The following is a 17,440-nucleotide window of genomic DNA, read 5'->3' on the forward strand; positions in this document are numbered from 1 at the left end:
AGTTATTATCCATGAAACAAAACACTATTCCAACTAAAGCCAGAAAAGTACGTAAAGCTGTTATTCCTGCCGCTGGTCTAGGAACTCGCTTTTTGCCAGCAACTAAAGCGATCGCTAAAGAAATGTTGCCAATCGTCGACAAACCTACTATTCAATTTATCGTTGAAGAAGCCTTGAAATCAGGAATCGAAGATATTTTGATTGTTACTGGTAAAGCAAAACGTCCAATTGAAGACCATTTTGACTCAAACATTGAGCTTGAACAAAATTTGCTTGAAAAAGGAAAAACAGAATTACTTAAACTTGTTGAAGAAACAACAGATATTAATCTTCACTTTATCCGTCAATCTCATCCAAAAGGATTGGGACATGCCGTTCTTCAAGCTAAAGCTTTTGTTGGAAATGAGCCTTTTGTAGTCATGCTTGGCGATGACTTAATGAATATTACTGGAAATGAAACTCCTTTAACTAAAGACCTAATCAATGATTACGAAAAAACTCACGCTTCAACAATTGCGGTTATGAAAGTTCCTCATGATGATGTTGATAAATATGGTGTCATTGACCCTAACGGTGAAGTTTCTAAAGGCCTTTACAATGTTGAACGTTTTGTCGAAAAACCAAATGTTGATGAAGCTCCTTCTGACCTTGCAATTATCGGTCGTTACCTCTTAACTCCTGAAATTTTTGATGTTTTAGAAACACAAGTTCCCGGTGCTGGAAATGAAATCCAATTGACTGATGCTATCGAACGTTTGAATAAAACACAACGCGTTTTTGCTCATGAATTTACTGGAAAACGTTATGATGTTGGTGATAAACTCGGTTTTGTTGAAACAACAATTGAATATGGTTTAGAACACCCACAAATCGGGGCGAATTTGAAAAACTACATCATTGAAAAAGCAAAAGAGCTTTCTAAAGATGACTCAAAAAATATCACTAAAAAATAAGAAAGAGCCGAAAGGCTTTTTCTTTTTGATTTCGTGAATTTTTTCATTAATTTTGCTATAATTAACCTTAATGAACTTCTTTAAAAACACGGTTAATTTTTTTAAAAGCATAAAGACAAAACCGCTTGATTTTGTTATTATTTTTCTACTGTTCATCGCTTCTTTTTCAACTTTGTTCTTCTTCGCTACTGGTTCCAAAGGAGCTCAGGCCGAACTAAGAATTAGTGGTAAGGTGATTAAAACTTTTGATTTAAATAAAAATCAAACTTGGACCTACCGTGATAAAGATGGCGATTATAATAAAATACAAGTTAAAAATGGTGAAATTGCGGTTGTCGAAGCCAATTGTAAAGACCAAATTGACGTCCAAAGGGGCTATATTTCTAAGACTGGGGAAACTATCGTCTGTTTACCTCATAATTTAGTGATTGAAGTTATGAGTGGTCAAAAGGATGAACAGGTAGATTATAAAGTATGAATATTAAAGAATACGTTTATGTTTCTCTATTGACAGCTGCTGCGGTAGTTATGGGAATTATTGAAAGCTCTTTACCTCCCTTTTTTTCTTTTGCACCTGGAGCTAAAGTGGGTCTTGCCAATTTGGTGATGATTATTGCAGTTTTCACTCTAAGATGGCGACAAGTTTGGGTCATGCAAATTCTTCGTCTATTAATTACAGCACTTTTTACTGGTTTTTCCGTTTTTCTGTACTCTTTTGCGGGCGGAATCTTATCTCTATTAGCCATGTATTTGATGAAGCAATTTGGACCAAAACTGGTTTCAATGATTGGAATTTCGACAGTTGGTGGATTTTTTCATAATTTTGGCCAATTAGCAATGGCTTCTCTTTTAGCTAAAACAACTTCTGTGATGCTTTATTTGCCTTGGCTTGCCTTTTTTGGAATACTTGCTGGTTTTGCAATTGGCATTGCTGGAAATCAATTAATTACACGTGTTAAACCTATTCAAGAACTATTTATTAAAGAAAGTAAACAATGGACTTAAAAAATAACTTTTGGAAAGACTATCCAGAGCTTGAAAAAGAATTGGTTCAAGTTCAACAATTAATGAAAAGCCACGTTACCATCAAAAATTCAGATGTTAAATCGGCTATTTTTGATATATTTGATGCGGGCGGAAAAATGTTGCGTCCAGCTTATTTACTTTTATTTTCAGGATTTACTGATCTTTCTGAAAGTGAAAGATTGGCACTTGCGGCTTCTGTCGAAATGATGCATACAGCGACTTTGGTTCACGATGATGTCATTGACCACGCAGACACACGGCGTGGCGTAGCTACTTTGTCAGCAAAATACGGACCAGAAATTGCCGTCTATGCTGGGGACTATTTATTTATTGCTGTCTTTCGTCTAATGTCTGAACACTCATTAGAATTATCAAATTTAACCAAAAATATTGGTTCAATTGAGCGTTTATTAGGTGGTGAGCTTGGTCAACTTAATCATCATTTTAATCTTCAACAAACTTTAGATGATTATATTGAAAATATTTCAGGAAAAACGGGAGAACTTTTTGCACTTTCTGCTTCTGTTGCTCCTTTAATTTCTAAAAATAATACATTGACCAAACGAGCTTATAAAATTGGAATGAATATTGGGATTTCTTTCCAAATTATGGATGATTATTTAGATTATGCATCGACTGCTCAAACGCTTGGAAAACCGGTACTTGAAGACATTAAACAAGGCATTTATTCTGCTCCTGTTCTCTTTGCTTTACAGGAAAACAATGCTCTTGTTTCTGAATTAATTAAAAATGAAAAATTTGATGAAGTTTATGATTTTATCAAAACTTCTGATGCCCTTGAAAAAACCAAAGCACTTGCGAAATCTTATACTCTTTCAGCATTAAATTTAATTGATAAATTACCAAAAGGTAAAAATCGTGAGCTGATTGCTGAAATTACTAGAAAACTTTTGGAGCGAACTTTATGACCCCTGATGAATTTTTGTCAGCACTGACAGAATTTGATATTCAACTCTCTGATAAACAAATCAAACAGTTTGAACGCTATTTTGAACTTTTGGTTGAATGGAATGAAAAAATTAACCTGACAGCAATTACTGAAAAAAATGAAGTCTATTTAAAACATTTTTATGATTCTATTGCACCAATTTTATATGGATTGATTACTGACCAACCTGTCAGCATTTTAGATATTGGTGCTGGAGCAGGTTTTCCTAGCTTACCAATGAAAATTATTTTCCCTGAATTAAAAGTGACTATCATTGATTCTCTCAATAAGCGAATTAATTTTTTAAGTTTACTGACAGAGGAATTAGGCCTCGAAAATGTGACTTTACTTCACGGACGAGCTGAAGATTTTGGTCAGGATACTAATTATCGTGGAACATTTGATTTTGTTACTGCCCGTGCGGTTGCTAGACTTTCTGTTTTGACTGAATTTACGATTCCCTTTCTCAAGAAAAATGGTATTTTATTGTCATTAAAAGCTGCTCAATTTGAAGAAGAATTGAATGACGCTAAAAAGGCAATTGCTACACTTGGTGGAAAATTTATCAAAGAAGTCGCTTATGAATTGCCTAACGGTGATGAGCGTCACATTGCTCTGATTGAAAAGAAAAAAGAAACCCCTAAAAAATACCCACGCAAAGCAGGAACTCCTGCAAAAAATCCAATAAAATAAAAAAATCGGCCATTTTTAGCCGATTTTTTTGCTGAGATTAATCACCAATACTGAAATAGAAACAATCGCAGTAAAACTATTCATGACCATTTCAGGTGCCGTCAGTGAAAGGCTAGTAAAGATTGAGAGTAAGATAAAAGTAATATGTATTGACCGATAGCGAAACCAAAATTTAGTAAATTTATTCTTCCACACTTTTTGACTTTGTTTTTGACTTTTATTTTGAATTTTAAACCATGACCTTACGACGAGGACAACAATTAAGTCTAATAAAAGCATGTAAGCAAAAACCATGTAACACAACCAAAAAGTGAAGTAATTTTTTCATTTTATTGATTCCATTCTGCTTTTATCGCATGATAGCTAGCTACTGGATCTTTTGCTTGGGTAATTGGACGGCCGACAACAATATAATCTGAACCAATTGTTCTTGCTTCTTTAGGTGTCATTACTCGTTTTTGGTCGCCTTTACTTGCACCCTCTGGGCGGATTCCTGGTGTGAGACAAATGAATTCTTTCGATGTCGCTGCTTTAATTTTTTCAACTTCATGTGCCGAACAAACGACACCGTCAAGTCCTGCTTGAGCGGTTTTTTGTGCGTAATTAATAACCGATTCTTCAAGACTAGTCATAATTTTTTGGTCATTTTGCATAATTTCCTCAGAAGTTGAGGTTAATTGTGTGACCGCAATTAATTTTGGCCTTTGCCGTCCAACTGGCGTTCCAGCCTCTAAACCGCGTTTAGCTGCGACCATCATTTCAACACCACCAGCGGCGTGAACATTAACCATATCTACTCCCAAACGTGCTAAAACACGCATTGAGGATTCAACAGTATTTGGAATATCATGGAGTTTTAAATCAAGGAATACACTGTGGCCGAGCGATTTTACATAGTAAACGACTTGGGGTCCAGCCGTGTAAAAAAGTTCCATTCCTAGTTTAATATACAATTGTTCTGACGGGTCAAATTTTTCGAGAAAATCTTTTACGTCTGAGAATTCAGGGAAATCAAGGGCAATGACAGGTCTATTTTCTTGCATTTTTTCTACTTTCTTTTTCTAAATATTTAATGACAGAATGATCAGCTCCGCTGACAATTCTTTTATCCGCCGATAAAATCATTTTTTTGAGTTTTTAACTTCTTGAATCAAGTTTTCTAAGCTATCAATTCCATATTGATCCATTACCTCTGGTAATTTTTCAATGATTTTTGGACAGACAAATGGGTCAGCAAAATTGGCAGTGCCAACGGCAACGGCTGAAGCTCCTGCCATATACATTTCTAAAACGTCTTGAGCACTTTCAACCCCACCCATTCCAATGATTGGAATGTCAACTACTTGAGCCACTTGATGAATGAGTTTGAGTGCAACTGGTTTAATTGCAGGACCCGACAATCCACCTGTGATATTTGCTAAAACAGGTTTTCGTGTTTTCAAATCAAAACGTACACCCATCAGTGTATTTATCATTGTCAATCCATCTGCTCCAGCAGCTTCAACTGCTTTTGCAATTGGAACAATGTCGGTCACGTTGGGTGAAAGTTTCACATACAAAGGCACCTTACTGACCGCTTTACAAGCTTTGACTAACGCAGCTGCAACATCTGGATCTGTTCCAAAAGCTTGTCCGCCATGTTTAACATTAGGGCATGAGATATTTAATTCAATGGCTTTCACATTGGGTGCATCTCCAATTTTTGCACAAACAGCCACATAATCATCTTCTTCAGAACCAGCTACATTAGCAATAATCGGAAGGTCTGGAAAATTTTCATTGAGCCGAGGCAATTTTTCGGCCATTATAACTTCTAATCCTGGATTTTGTAGTCCAATTGCATTAAGCATGCCACTCGCTGTTTCAGCCACACGGGGTGTCGGATTGCCAAAACGAGGATGAAGGGTTGTTGCTTTGACCATGATTGACCCTAATTTGTTCAAATCATAATATTTGGCATATTCTTCACCAAAGCCAAAACAACCTGAAGCTGGAATGATTGGATTTTTTAAATCAAGTCCGGGTAATTTTACTGACAGACGATTATTTTCGGTCATTTTTTCTCCTAATTTTTTTGTGACAATCATCAGCTCTACTGATGATTTTTTTATGCTGATAGAGTAGTCCAATTATAGTAATAGTTGTTTTCCTAAAAATACAGGGCCATCTTCACAGACTTTAAGGGCATGATTCTCATCTTCTTTATCATGTTCAACGCAAGCATAACATGCTCCGATTCCACAAGCCATCCGGCTTTCCATTGAAATATAAAGTCGTTCCAACTGGTCATATTTTTTTGCAACAGCTTTGAGCATGGCTGGCGCACCACATGTATAAAGAGCGTCAACTTCAAAATCTACTTCTTCCATTAACATCCCAACATGGCCTTTTGTTCCATAAGAGCCATCGTCAGTTGCAATTTTCAAGCTTACATTTTTTAATTCAGCAAATTCCTTCTCTAAAATCTTGACCTTTTCAGAAGCAAAACCTAGCAAAATGGTCATTTGGCAGTTTTTTTCTTCAAGTTGTTTGGCCAATTCATAGAGAGGTGGAACCCCAATTCCTCCGCCGACAATTAAAATTTTATCAGTCGAAACTACTTCATCTACTGGAAAACCATTCCCCAGTGGGCCCATTACATCAATTTTTGCACCTGTTTGTAATTTTGAAATTTCATAAGTTCCACTTGTTTCGTCCCCAATTCGATAAAGAATCGTACAAGTTTTTGCGACTTTATCCCAACTGGAAATAGAGTTTGGGCGACGTAAAAGCATATTAGCATTAGGCACCGCAAGATGTAAAAATTGTCCCGGCAAATCCATCTCTTCTACTAGCTCTCCTTTAAGAACCATCTCGAAAATATTAGAAGCAACCTCACGTTGGCTGACAATCGTCATCATCTCTTGTAACTTAGGCATTATTTCTCCATTCTTTATTCGGACAGAAGCTACAGCTTGCTGAACCTTCTTTTATTTATCGATAAAATACTCATGTTAATCGCATTACTGACAGAAAGTTCAGCTTACTGAACCTTCTTTTATTCATCGATAAAATGCTCATGTTAATCGCATTACTGACAGAAAGTTCAGCTTGCTGAACCTTCTTTTATTCATCGATAAAATGCTCATGTTAATCGCATTACTGACAGAAAGTTCAGCTTGCTGAACCTTCTTTTATTCATCGATAAAATGCTCATGTTAATCGCATTACTGACAGAAAGTTCAGCTTGCTGAACCTTCTTTTATTCATCGATAAAATGCTCATGTTAATCGCATTACTGACAGAAAGTTCAGCTTGCTGAACCTTCTTTTATTCATCGATAAAATGCTCATGTTAATCGCATTTTACTGACAACTCTTTAATTGACACAAAAAAACACTTGTAAGAGAACTTACAAGTGTACTAAAAAACTGGTAATTTACTGACAGAATAAATGGGCTAAAGAGAAGTTCATCTTTAAGCTGTCAGTAAACCAAATTAAATTTTCCGTATCCTTGCAAGCCTCTCTGGACTTAGTTAAAGGTTTTAAAATATTATAACGAAAAAAGTGTCATTCGTCAAAGATTTTTTTAATGATTGGCCCTAATTTTTTTCAAATTTGGGAAACTGACAATTAAACTCACGATAATCAAGATGAAAAATAGAGCTAAAATAATTGAAGTTCCATGACTCGTTCCAACTTTGAAGCCATTGAGTCCTTGGAAAATTGAAAGTGTCGTTGCGACAACTGCCGTTGCCACCGCACCAATAAATTGTTGCAAAGTATTGACCAAAGCATTTCCATCAGAAAGTTGGTCAGTAGCTAAAGTGCTCAAGCTACAAGTCATTAAGTTACTATATGAAATCCCAAGACCTAACATCAAGACAATGTGTGCCACCAAGAGCAAAGCAAGGCTTTTTGTTGGTAAAAAGACGAAGAGCAAAGCAAGACCAAGGGCTGCTAAAATCAAACCAGTCGTAATTGGTTTTCTGGCACCAATTTGGTCCAAAACTTTCCCAGAAATTGGTGCTAAAACTGCACCAATCAAAGCTCCAGGAAACATAAAAAGTCCCGCCACTGATGAACTAAATCCAGCAGAAACTTGAATAAAACTTGGTAAAACAAAAGATAGACCTAATAGCAAAGCTTGATATACCAAAAGGCTAAAAATCAGCGCCACAAATCGGTGATTTTGCAAAATTCCTAAATCAATTAAACTTTCTTTGCGGTTGAATCGAACAAACAAGAAAGCTCCGACCAATCCTACAATAAAGAGTAAGGCGAAGGTCATTAAATGCTCTGCACTTAGAGACGAAATGAAAGCAAAGAACATGATTGATAATGCAATAACTGGGCGAAGCGCCAATTTCTTGGACGTTTTTGCCCCTTCTCTTGGAAGACAAGCCAAACCAAGCACTAAAGAAATTACCACCAAAGGTAAAAGGAAAATATAGATATAACGCCAATCAAGCGAATTAGAAATAATTCCTCCATAAGTTGGGCCAATAGCCGGAGCGATGGAAGTCGTTAAAGTCCCAATCCCCATCATCATTCCTCTTTTATGAAGTGGTGCTTTAGTCAAAATCAGGTGGAACATCAGAGGTAAACCAATCCCAGTTCCCACCCCTTGTAAAAGTCGGCCAAATAATAGCATGGCAAAATTTGGTGAGAAACAGTTGGTCAAAACCCCAACTAAAAAGATAAGATTAGCGACCAAAAAAAGTTTTCTTGCTGAAAATCGCTCATTAAAATAAGAAGAGAGCGGAATCGTAATAGCAATCACAAGCAGATAAATCGTCGTTACCCATTGTATTTTTGAAGTAGAAAGTCCAAACTCATTAATTAGCGTTGGGAAAGTCACATTCATCGCCGTTTCAATCAAAACGCCAGAAAATGACAAAATCCCTGTAGCAATCACTGCCCCCAATAAGTGGAAATGGTTGTTTTTATTCATGCAATAAAATCTCCTAAAACTAAACAAAAAGAGACGAAATTATTATCCTAAAATAATAATTTCGCCTCTGTATAATTCAACATAATTTATGTTATCTGTACGAAAGTTATAACTTGTCTATTATATCTATAAATCTGATAAAATGCAAGCCTTAACTTGTTAATCCTATGATATAAAAATTTATTTAAAGAAACAGGAGAGAATCAATAAATTCCGACTTTAGTCTGATTTTAGTAAATTTTCAAATAATTGATAGGTTTCGTCAGAGAAATTTGATATAATTAAGTCAAATAGCTGAGCTATTCACTAAAGGAAAGGAAGGCAAATTCATTCTCTAAAATTTTGTTTTGAATTGAATTTGTTTGTAAAAGAATACATGGGAATTATTAAAGCTGCAACAGGTTCACTCGGTGGGGCGTTGGCTGACCAATGGCTTGAGGTCATTGAGCCAAATGAAATGTCAGACCAAACGGTTTTCACTAAGGGAATTAAAGTAAGAAAAGATGCAAAACGTGGTTCTAATCGTAAAGGAACCGAAGACGTAATTACTGACGGTTCTATCGTTCACGTTTATGAAAACATGATGATGATTCTTGTGGATGGTGGTAAAATTATTGATTACACCGCTGAACCTGGATATTATACTGTCAAAAACGACACTGCGCCAAGTCTTTTTAATGGTGATTTGCGGGATTCAATTCAAGAAAGCTTCTTCCGTTTCAAATTTGGTGGAACAACTCCTCAAAAACAAGAAGTTTATTATGTCAATCTTCAAGAAATTAAAGGCATTAAATTTGGAACAGCGACACCTCTACAATACTTTGATAATTTTTACAATGCGGAACTTTTCTTGCGTACACATGGAACTTATTCAATAAAAATCACTGACCCTCTTGCTTTTTACGCAAACGTCATCCCTAAAAATGCTGACCATGTCGAAATTCAAGAAATTAATGACCAATATTTGGCTGAATTTTTAACGGCTTTAAATACGTCAATTAACCAATATTCTGCTCAGGGCGAACGGGTTTCATTTTTAACTTCAAAAAGTATGGAGCTCAGCAAATACATGGCCTCTGTTCTTGATGAAGATTGGAAACAGTTGCGAGGAATGGAAATTGTTTCCGTTGCTGTCGCTAGCATTTCTTACACTGATGACAGTCAAAAATTGATTAACATGCGTAATCAAGGCGCAATGCTTGGTGACCCTTCTATCCGTGAAGGTTTTGTCCAAGGAGCTGTTGCTCGTGGTCTTGAGGCTGCTGGTTCAAACACTGGTGGTGCGACAAATGCCTTTATGGGAATGAATATGGGTGGACAAAATCTAGCTGGTTTTTCACAAACTAACCAAGCTCAAATGCAAGCCCAAGCAGAGAACAAGGCCGATACTTGGACTTGTCCTGAGTGTAATACTAAAAATACCGGTAAGTTCTGTTCAAATTGTGGGCAAGCGAAACCCTCAGCAACTCCTGTTATGCCTGAATTAAATATGGCTTGTAACGAGTGTGGAGCGGTCGTTAATTTGGCGAATGGTGTTCCTAAATTCTGTCCTGAATGTGGTAAGCCTTTTGTTGCCAAAGCGCTCTAAGACATGTAAATAATGATTTAAGATGAAGTAGTTCTAAATTAGGGCTGCTTGTCTTTGCGTATTTTTAAGAATTTATTTCTGATGAAAATTCTTTTAGTTTCTAACTGAATTTCCCCTGCTAAATAAGCAGATTTCATAACTTAAAAGTAAGGAGTAACGATGAGCGAAAGCCAAGTTCTTACACATAAATGTCCCAATTGTGGAGGCCCACTGCTTTTTGAACCCAAAAATCAAAAATTTCACTGTGAATATTGTGGTTCAAGATTTACGGAACAAGAAGTTTCTGATTTCGAGGCCAAGCAAGAGGCAGCAAAAGTTACTGACAGTCCTATCAGCTCTGTCAGTAACGATGAAACGACTGACGAAAAGGAAAAAATTACTGACAGCGACCAAAGAAGAGCTGACGAAAACACTGACGAAGAAATTGGACTATTTCTCTGTCCATCTTGTGGTGCAGAAATCGTCACTGATGCGACAACTGCTTCAACTTGGTGCTATTATTGTCATAATCCAGTTGTTCTGACCGAGCGATTGTCGGGTAAATTTCTTCCCGAAAAAATTCTCCCCTTTCAAATTGAGAGAAAAGCGGCTGAAGAACAATTTTTAAATTGGGTCGGCAAGAAAAAATTTGTTCCCAAGGCCTTTTTTGACAAAAAACAAATTCAAAATCTATCAGGCGTTTATTTCCCCTATTGGGCTGTTGATGCTGAATTATCTGGCGGTATTTCGGCGCAAGCCACCAATTTACGCGTTTGGATGGTTGGCGATACCGAGTACACTGAGCATTCTCAATATGAAATTCAGCGGGGCGGAGAGACAAAATTTAAGGATTTAATCAAAAATGCCTTGAAAAAAAATCTGTCAGACAAAATGGTTGGCGCCGTTCAACCTTTTGATATGACTGCTGCTATTCCTTTTAAAAATCAATATCTTTCTGGCTTTTTAACTGAAAAACGAGATATTGAGTTCCCTGATATGAAAGAAAATGTTGAACGGGAATTTCGTCAATATGCTGACGGATTAATGGAATCAACAATTGTCGGTTATACTTCTGTCAGTAATTTACAAAGTAATCAGCAGATTAAAAATATCGATGAAGATTACGTTTTACTCCCAATCTGGCTGGTTACTTATAAAGAAGCTGGCAATGACCGTCTCTTTTATTACGCGATGAATGGTCAAACTGGTAAAGTAGCCGGTCTTCTACCCATTGATAAGAAAAAACTTTGGACAGTTGCCATTGGAATCTTTATTCTAGTGCTTCTTCTTGGAATTATTGTGGGGTATTTGCTATCATGAGAAAAAAATTAGTTATTCTTTCTTTATTTTTCTTAAGCTTCTTCTTTTTACTCATTGCACCAAAAACATCAGCGGCGACGTTCTCGTCAGGTCTTGAAGATAATCTTCAGCTTTTAGGTGGAAATGTAACCCTCCTTGAACAAGAAGCTCAGAAATTGGCCAATGAAACAAAAGCGGGTGTTTATGTTGTCACGACAGATAGCTCTACCCCTGCTAGTCAAATGGCAAAAACTTATCTAGCTGATAAAGTAGGCGCTAAAAACAACGGTGTCGTTTTGGTCATTAACATGAACTTACGTAAAGTTTATATTTGGGCAACAGGAAATCTTAAATACTACCTGCCTTCAAGTCGAATTGAAAAAACCTTAGACATTGTCCAACCCGAATTGACTGACAATAATTATTATCAGGCTGTCAGTGGATTTTTTGACCAAGTTTCTAAATATTACCAAGCAGGAATTCCAACATCAAGAAAGTATTCTATCAATTCCGAAACAGGAGCTGTAACTTTCCATCGCAGCTTTCAACCCTTATCAATTTTGATTGCTCTTATCATTTCTTTGATTGCAGCTGGTGGCTTCGTTTGGACCATCTATCGTCGTTATCAAATGAAAGACGCTCATGCCGTATGGCGCTACGATTACGGCCGAAATGGTAATTTAGAACTCCATCAACGTGAAGATATTTTAGTCAACACATTTATAACTACAAGAATTATCCCTCGTCCTTCTTCTGATAACAATAATTTCAGTGACGGTTCTGGTGGCGGACGTTCTTTCTAAATAAAAAGGAATCACAAAATGATTCCTTTTTATTTTTGAATAATTTTATATTCCCCAGATTTTAGATTTCCCAGTGAATATTGACCAATTGACCAACGAATTAATCGAAGCGTCGGAAAGCCAACCGCTGCCGTCATTCTTCTAATTTGCCGATTTTTTCCTTCTTTGATTGAAATTTCAACCCAGCTTGTCGGAATTGCCTTTCGTTCACGAATTGGTGGAGTCCGTTCCCAAAGCCAATCAGGTTCATCAATTAATTTTACTTTCGCAGGCAATGTTTTTCCATCTTTTAATAAAAGACCTTTTTGCAACTTTTGCGCTGCTTCTGATGAAAATTCTCCCTCCACTTGAACCAAATAAGTCTTGTAAGATTTTGATTTTGGGTCTGTCAGTAAATGATTGAGCTTTCCATCATCTGTCAGTAAAAGTAGACCTTCACTATCTTTATCCAATCTTCCAGCAGCATAAACATTTGGTATTTTAATATAATCTTTTAAAGTTTTCCGACCCTCTCCGTCAGTAAATTTTGTTAGTACATCATAAGGTTTATTAAATAATATAATCATAATTTTTTTGCAAAAGTTCATCTTTCTCAAATCTATTTCTATTAATTATTTTACCAAAAAAAATTATTATTAGCTTACAAACAAAGTTTTAGTTTGTCCTTTGGCTATTATTGATGAACTTAGTTGGTGCATTAATTTCCATACTAATAAGGCACGCGCACTTACTTATAAAAAACAAGAGCACTTCTGACTGGAGCTATACTATAAAAGTGGACAGAAAATTGTGTGTTATAATCTGTCTATTAAGACACAAAAATGAAAGGACTTTTATGTCAGGTTTTAAACGTTACGACGAGGATTTCAAACAATCGCTCGTTAATCTCTATCAAACTGGTAAAACACAAACTGAACTCTGTAAAGATTATGGGGTATCTTCTTCTGCACTTGCAAAATGGATTAAGCAGTACTCTCAAGTGCGTCTTGAAGATAATACGGTGTTGACTGCTAAACAGATTCAAAAATTACAAAAAAGGAATGCCCAACTAGAGGAAGAAAATCTGATCTTAAAAAAAGCGAGTGCCATATTCATGCAAAACTCCAAGTAAGATTGAAAGCCATCTATAGACTCCGATTTGAACACACGACAGTTATGCTCTGTCGTGTTTTACATGTCAATCGTTCCACCTACTATAACTTCATAAACAAGAGGCCTTCGAAGCGTGAAGTAGAAAATCAACGCTTGAGAAAATTACTTCTTGAAATCTATATGAAAGCCAAGAAAAGAATCGGAACAAGAGCTTTTAAAATTATTCTCCTGCGTGATTATGGCGTCAATATTTCTGAAGGGCGTATCTTAAGACTTCTCAAGTCTATGACACTCCCTAAAATGTCAACCATTAAACCTCGTTTTTATTCAAACAAATCGCCCGAATTTTCTTCTGATAATCTACTGAAACAAGAATTTAACCCGAACTCCCCAAATCAAGTGTGGACAACTGACTTCACTTATATTTCTATAGGACCTAAACGACATATTTATCTCTGTGCTATTCTTGACCTCTACTCAAGGAAATGTATTGCGTGGAAAGTAAGTGATCGAATTGATGCCAAACTCGCCTGTGATACCTTAGAGATAGCTATAAAGAAAAGAAAACCTAAAGAACCAATCATTTTTCATTCTGATCAAGGCAGTCAATTTAAGTCAGCTTCCTTTAGAAAGCTATTAGATGAGCATCAATTGCTTGCTTCTTACTCCAAGCCTGGATATCCTTATGATAATGCCGTGACTGAGGTCTTTTTCAAGTATCTTAAACAACGAGAAATTAATCGCAGAACTTATCACTCCATTCAAGAAGTTCAACTCTCTTGCTTTGAATACATCGAACAATTTTATAACAATTATAATCCTCATTCCGCCAACAATGGTTTAACTCCAAATCAGAAAGAAGAAAATTATTTTAAGAAAATATAGCTCATTTTGTGTCTAAATATTTGACATTAGTCCACCGCCAATTAGTTGACCTTTGATTCCTTCTTTAGGAATTTTTAAATTAATCGTAATTTCTCTAACTTCATTAGGAGCCAAAGTAATTTTGAATTTACCTGCTTCTTGCGCTTCATCAAAATAGATATCTTGATAGAAATTAAACTTTGAATTTTTATGATGTAAATATTGACTGACTTCCTCTTCTGATAAGCTATAATCGAGAGTAAAATTATTATTATTAACCGCTTGATTAGATGTAATTTCAAAATTATTTTCTTCATTACCATTACTAATTTTTAACTTTAGATTTATTGACTGCGTTTTTTCTACTTGCAACCACCAATAAGTAATGCTTTTATCTTTTTGGTGTCCTTCAAGTATAGCTTCTACGCTAAAATCACTGGTTGGACTTTCTGAATAAGCAACTTTAGATTGAACTATCAATAATATACTAAGGATGGATAGAAAGATTAATTTATAAACTTTTTTCACTTTCTCCTCCTTTATGACGGCCCATTTGCTACGGTGTACTGAAAAGTTCCCGCATTAGTATTAGTTTGTGTTAACAAGCTATTATTCGCTTTAATATTTAGGCCTGAATCAGTTGGAAATGTCATTGTATACCAACTTCCTGCACCAGTCATTTTAATCCAAGATGGCAATGTACTATCACTTGTGATACTTGCAATTTGTAAAGCAGAATTAAGGCTTAATTGGCTGGCTGTTTTAGTTGTTGGGTCAACCCAATAATACTGAAGTCCATTAGGAAAATTATTCTGAGTCATTTTGACAAGGACATGTATATTGGGATTTTGTGCTCGATCATCACCGACAACAAGTGTTTCAGTACTTGCACCATTAATTAGAGAAGACCATGACCCATCTACCGGTGTCCCTTGAGTTAAAGTAGGATCTAATGAAACGTTAAATGTCCGATTCATACTTGATAAAGCTGCATTTAATTGAAATCCTAGAGGCTGATACCATGAAATATATTTCCCAGCTGCAATACTTGATGCGTCACTTCCATAACTATTAGGACTTAAATTTGTTACCTGTAAAGTAGGGTTAAAGGTCGTGAGTGTTCCCGTATTCATTCGATACCAAATATCTGAACTCGTTGGGGTAATTGTTCCTTTGTTGGGTGTTATCAAGTCATAAGTCGAATCAAAAGTATAACCGGTTGATGATGAGTGGGTTCGCAAGCCACTTCCCGAAATCGTAATCGGAAATGTTAGAACGGTAGTAGAAAAGACTGAGCCACCCGCTGTATTAAAAGTCACAACTTTGGGATCGGTCATTGTGATGCTACTTCCTAATCCTGGAGCAAGTGAAACTACGTTTTGATTTGGATTTAAGTTATTAAATAGAACACTTGAACCCTGTGCAAAATTCCATTTTACTGCACCCGTCAAAAACGCATCTAAACTAATTACCCCACCCGTTGTTACCTTAAGTGCTGCATTTTGTCCAACATTTAAGTTCCAACTATTTAATGTATTCAAGGCCATAAACCAGCCTCCAGCTTAAGTAGATGAGGTATTTAAAGTTCCATTAATGACAAAACTTCCATTAATATTCCAATTCAAAGCTCCAACTGTCAATAGACTTCCATCATCATAGTACATCGTATTGGTCTTATTTAGATTCCAAACCATCGATGCTCCGGCATCAACTTGTAAAGTTGAACCACCACTTGAATAATATACGTAGAAAGGTTGGTCATTTCCCCAACTTTGATTCAAAGTCGTTGTACCAGTTACCACTTCAAGATAGGCTCCTCCTTGAATCCATTCGCCTTGATTATCTGCTCCAGCTGAACCTGTATCATTAATATTGTGATTTTGTAAAATATTAAAGGTATTTGTTCCTCGAAATAATACTTTTCCATTATCATTTCTAATTGGTTGCGCTCCGTAGATTGCATCACCATTGCTTACTGTCACATTTTCATATACAGCCGTAGCCTTAGCGTTTAAACCTTTCATTTGAAAAATTCCACTCGTGATATTGTTTACAATTGTTGCATTCTTAACTGTTAGAATCGTATCCGTAGAAATCGTTCCATTTGAGCCGAAAGCTCTGGCTGTTCCATCACTTCCACCAATACTCTGAGCCGTTGTATAATTCGTGTCATTATCAAGATAGAGAGTATAATTATTTCCGTTTATTGATAAAGATTTCCCACTAGAAACGGTGTTGCCAGAGTTCAAAATACTATTTCCGGGAACATTTGCCGTTACATTAAGAAAAACAGTATTGCTTGAGGCTGCATTTGGTGTCACTCCTTTATAAGTATCAATCATATCTTGCCAATTGCTCACATTATAGTAAGTTGCTCCTGTTATGCCTGTCACTGTTCCTGTCGTATCAACTGTTCCACCTACAATAGCTGCTCTAGCCTTGGGAGCTAAACCAAATAGGATAATTAAAAATCCTAAAGTCATGAGAAGAATAAATCTTTTTATTTTCACCTTTTCTCCCTTCTATGGTCCTGTTACAAGTGTTGAGGTAATCGTTGCTTTATAAGAACCTGTAACAATTACTCTAGTTGTCCCATCTACTGTTAGTTGCGCTGTCACAGCACCACTATTCATCGTTCCATTCGCTCCCGTTCCACTTCGCAAAACAACACCATTCTGTTTGAAAATGTTGACGTTGGAACTTCCAATAAGTTTTCCGTCAGAACTATTCGCTACTGAAACATAAAAGCCAGTCGCTGGTAAAACGATAGTGTTAGATACTAAAGTAAAGTCCGAAATTGATTGTTGAAGAGAAAAACTTGTTGATGTTCCAGATAAATTAACAATTTTAATTGCTGCATCTCCCGTTGCATTGCTATTGATTACTGAAGAGCTTGCTGTTTGAGTGCCAAAATTAAAATTTGGAGCAGTAAGAGACCAAGTGTTTGTTGTTGGTGCAGTCACATTAATATAGGCATTCGCTACTGAATTTTGACTGTCTATAGCAGTATCTGCTGAGATGGGCCTTTCGACAAATAAAAGGAAGGAAATATTAATAAAAAAGAAACTAAAAATGAATATTTTTACTTTATTTTCTCTAGTCATTCACCTACCCTCTTTCAATATTTTGTCGTTTATAAATTACTAAGTAGTCTATATATCTTTTATAACCTTTTTTCTAACTCAAGTCTAATAAAACGCTTTCTTTAATACATATGTACGAATATTAATACATAATTGAAGTAATTTTTGTTTTTTTTA

The 17,440-nt window shown here is 36.0% G+C and carries 17 protein-coding genes and 2 pseudogenes; 9 read left to right on the forward strand and 10 right to left on the reverse strand.

The annotated features are described in order from the left end of the window. The first annotated feature begins 11 nt into the window (after positions 1–11). Positions 12–953 (forward strand): UTP--glucose-1-phosphate uridylyltransferase GalU, encoded by a 942-nt coding sequence (gene galU, locus MKX45_RS07770; RefSeq protein WP_015426578.1) that lies wholly within the window; start codon positions 12–14, stop codon positions 951–953. On the opposite strand, the gene MKX45_RS07775 is transcribed toward galU, so the two are convergent. Beyond that, positions 930–1,151, reverse strand: coding sequence for a hypothetical protein (locus tag MKX45_RS07775; protein ID WP_021470090.1), 222 nt, complete (start codon positions 1,149–1,151; stop codon positions 930–932). The two genes, galU and MKX45_RS07775, sit on opposite strands and share 24 nt — an antisense overlap. Here MKX45_RS07775 and MKX45_RS07780 point away from each other — a divergent pair. From MKX45_RS07780 to rsmG, 4 genes are read left to right on the forward strand one after another with little or no spacing between them, the layout of a single operon-like run. After that, complete coding sequence (locus MKX45_RS07780; RefSeq protein WP_228248361.1) at positions 1,102–1,431, forward strand: NusG domain II-containing protein; 330 nt, start codon at positions 1,102–1,104, stop codon at positions 1,429–1,431. The two genes, MKX45_RS07775 and MKX45_RS07780, sit on opposite strands and share 50 nt — an antisense overlap. After that, positions 1,428–1,958, forward strand: coding sequence for a Gx transporter family protein (locus MKX45_RS07785; protein WP_340816982.1), 531 nt, complete (start codon positions 1,428–1,430; stop codon positions 1,956–1,958). The genes MKX45_RS07780 and MKX45_RS07785 overlap by 4 nt, the downstream gene beginning before the upstream one ends. Continuing rightward, positions 1,949–2,908, forward strand: a complete 960-nt coding sequence (locus MKX45_RS07790) for a polyprenyl synthetase family protein (protein ID WP_003131090.1) — start codon at positions 1,949–1,951, stop codon at positions 2,906–2,908. The genes MKX45_RS07785 and MKX45_RS07790 overlap by 10 nt, the downstream gene beginning before the upstream one ends. Next, entirely contained in the window at positions 2,905–3,621 is a 717-nt protein-coding gene (rsmG, locus tag MKX45_RS07795; protein WP_015426580.1) for a 16S rRNA (guanine(527)-N(7))-methyltransferase RsmG, read from the forward strand. Before MKX45_RS07790 ends, rsmG begins: the two co-directional genes overlap by 4 nt. Before the next feature lie 15 nt (positions 3,622–3,636). Here rsmG and MKX45_RS07800 read toward each other — a convergent pair whose 3' ends face one another. From MKX45_RS07800 to MKX45_RS07820, 5 genes are all read right to left on the reverse strand, one after another. After that, entirely contained in the window at positions 3,637–3,915 is a 279-nt protein-coding gene (locus MKX45_RS07800; RefSeq protein WP_340816983.1) for a hypothetical protein, read from the reverse strand. A 35-nt stretch (positions 3,916–3,950) separates the two neighbouring features. Beyond that, the gene (gene pyrF, locus MKX45_RS07805; protein ID WP_012897963.1) at positions 3,951–4,664 is read right to left on the reverse strand and encodes an orotidine-5'-phosphate decarboxylase; all 714 of its coding nucleotides are present in this window, start codon (positions 4,662–4,664) and stop codon (positions 3,951–3,953) included. A gap of 78 nt (positions 4,665–4,742) precedes the next feature. Continuing rightward, positions 4,743–5,678: a dihydroorotate dehydrogenase gene (locus MKX45_RS07810; RefSeq protein ID WP_139008904.1), complete on the reverse strand. Its 936-nt coding sequence runs from the start codon at positions 5,676–5,678 to the stop codon at positions 4,743–4,745. Between the two features lie 72 nt (positions 5,679–5,750). Beyond that, positions 5,751–6,539, reverse strand: coding sequence for a dihydroorotate dehydrogenase electron transfer subunit (locus MKX45_RS07815; RefSeq protein ID WP_340816984.1), 789 nt, complete (start codon positions 6,537–6,539; stop codon positions 5,751–5,753). Positions 6,540–7,190: 651 nt separating this feature from the next. After that, on the reverse strand, positions 7,191–8,555 hold the full coding sequence (locus MKX45_RS07820; protein WP_340816985.1) for an MFS transporter: 1,365 nt from the start codon (positions 8,553–8,555) through the stop codon (positions 7,191–7,193). Positions 8,556–8,931: 376 nt separating this feature from the next. On the opposite strand from MKX45_RS07820, the gene MKX45_RS07825 reads away from it, so the two are divergent. The 3 genes from MKX45_RS07825 to MKX45_RS07835 all read left to right on the forward strand — a co-directional run bounded on the left by MKX45_RS07825 (position 8,932) and on the right by MKX45_RS07835 (position 12,224). After that, positions 8,932–10,143: an SPFH domain-containing protein gene (locus MKX45_RS07825; protein ID WP_003132414.1), complete on the forward strand. Its 1,212-nt coding sequence runs from the start codon at positions 8,932–8,934 to the stop codon at positions 10,141–10,143. 159 nt (positions 10,144–10,302) lie between these two features. Then, a complete protein-coding gene (locus tag MKX45_RS07830; RefSeq protein ID WP_057720880.1) occupies positions 10,303–11,442 on the forward strand; it encodes a hypothetical protein in 1,140 nt (379 codons plus the stop codon). Next, a complete protein-coding gene (locus MKX45_RS07835; protein WP_057720879.1) occupies positions 11,439–12,224 on the forward strand; it encodes a TPM domain-containing protein in 786 nt (261 codons plus the stop codon). Before MKX45_RS07830 ends, MKX45_RS07835 begins: the two co-directional genes overlap by 4 nt. 29 nt (positions 12,225–12,253) lie before the next feature. Here the strand turns inward: MKX45_RS07835 and MKX45_RS07840 are convergent, their stop codons facing one another. Next, positions 12,254–12,790 carry an rRNA large subunit pseudouridine synthase E gene (locus tag MKX45_RS07840; RefSeq protein WP_025017118.1) on the reverse strand — a complete coding sequence of 179 codons (537 nt, stop codon included), beginning with the start codon at positions 12,788–12,790 and terminating at the stop codon, positions 12,254–12,256. A gap of 269 nt (positions 12,791–13,059) precedes the next feature. Here MKX45_RS07840 and MKX45_RS07845 point away from each other — a divergent pair. Then, positions 13,060–14,217, forward strand: a pseudogene (locus tag MKX45_RS07845) (IS3 family transposase). Here the strand turns inward: MKX45_RS07845 and MKX45_RS07850 are convergent. The 3 genes and pseudogenes from MKX45_RS07850 to MKX45_RS07865 all read right to left on the reverse strand — a co-directional run bounded on the left by MKX45_RS07850 (position 14,214) and on the right by MKX45_RS07865 (position 17,284). Beyond that, complete coding sequence (locus MKX45_RS07850) at positions 14,214–14,708, reverse strand: DUF916 domain-containing protein (protein WP_340816986.1); 495 nt, start codon at positions 14,706–14,708, stop codon at positions 14,214–14,216. The pseudogene MKX45_RS07845 and the gene MKX45_RS07850 sit on opposite strands and share 4 nt — an antisense overlap. An 11-nt stretch (positions 14,709–14,719) precedes the next feature. Further along, a pseudogene (locus MKX45_RS12555) lies at positions 14,720–16,663 on the reverse strand (RTX toxin). A gap of 39 nt (positions 16,664–16,702) precedes the next feature. Then, entirely contained in the window at positions 16,703–17,284 is a 582-nt protein-coding gene (locus MKX45_RS07865; RefSeq protein WP_057720600.1) for a hypothetical protein, read from the reverse strand. Positions 17,285–17,440 lie beyond the last annotated feature (156 nt).

Source organism: Lactococcus sp. FSL W8-0209, from assembly GCF_038006585.1.
Lineage (GTDB): Bacteria > Bacillota > Bacilli > Lactobacillales > Streptococcaceae > Lactococcus > Lactococcus lactis.

Coding starts and splice junctions, on each gene's coding strand:
- rsmG (WP_015426580.1), top strand. CDS start 2,905: ATGACCCCTGATGAATTTTTGTCAGCACTGACAGAATTTGATATTCAA.
- MKX45_RS07790 (WP_003131090.1), top strand. CDS start 1,949: ATGGACTTAAAAAATAACTTTTGGAAAGACTATCCAGAGCTTGAAAAA.
- MKX45_RS07830 (WP_057720880.1), top strand. CDS start 10,303: ATGAGCGAAAGCCAAGTTCTTACACATAAATGTCCCAATTGTGGAGGC.
- MKX45_RS07815 (WP_340816984.1), bottom strand. CDS start 6,539: ATGCCTAAGTTACAAGAGATGATGACGATTGTCAGCCAACGTGAGGTT.
- MKX45_RS07820 (WP_340816985.1), bottom strand. CDS start 8,555: ATGAATAAAAACAACCATTTCCACTTATTGGGGGCAGTGATTGCTACA.
- MKX45_RS07800 (WP_340816983.1), bottom strand. CDS start 3,915: ATGGTTTTTGCTTACATGCTTTTATTAGACTTAATTGTTGTCCTCGTC.
- MKX45_RS07865 (WP_057720600.1), bottom strand. CDS start 17,284: ATGACTAGAGAAAATAAAGTAAAAATATTCATTTTTAGTTTCTTTTTT.
- MKX45_RS07840 (WP_025017118.1), bottom strand. CDS start 12,790: ATGATTATATTATTTAATAAACCTTATGATGTACTAACAAAATTTACT.
- MKX45_RS07825 (WP_003132414.1), top strand. CDS start 8,932: ATGGGAATTATTAAAGCTGCAACAGGTTCACTCGGTGGGGCGTTGGCT.
- pyrF (WP_012897963.1), bottom strand. CDS start 4,664: ATGCAAGAAAATAGACCTGTCATTGCCCTTGATTTCCCTGAATTCTCA.
- MKX45_RS07835 (WP_057720879.1), top strand. CDS start 11,439: ATGAGAAAAAAATTAGTTATTCTTTCTTTATTTTTCTTAAGCTTCTTC.
- galU (WP_015426578.1), top strand. CDS start 12: ATGAAACAAAACACTATTCCAACTAAAGCCAGAAAAGTACGTAAAGCT.
- MKX45_RS07810 (WP_139008904.1), bottom strand. CDS start 5,678: ATGACCGAAAATAATCGTCTGTCAGTAAAATTACCCGGACTTGATTTA.
- MKX45_RS07785 (WP_340816982.1), top strand. CDS start 1,428: ATGAATATTAAAGAATACGTTTATGTTTCTCTATTGACAGCTGCTGCG.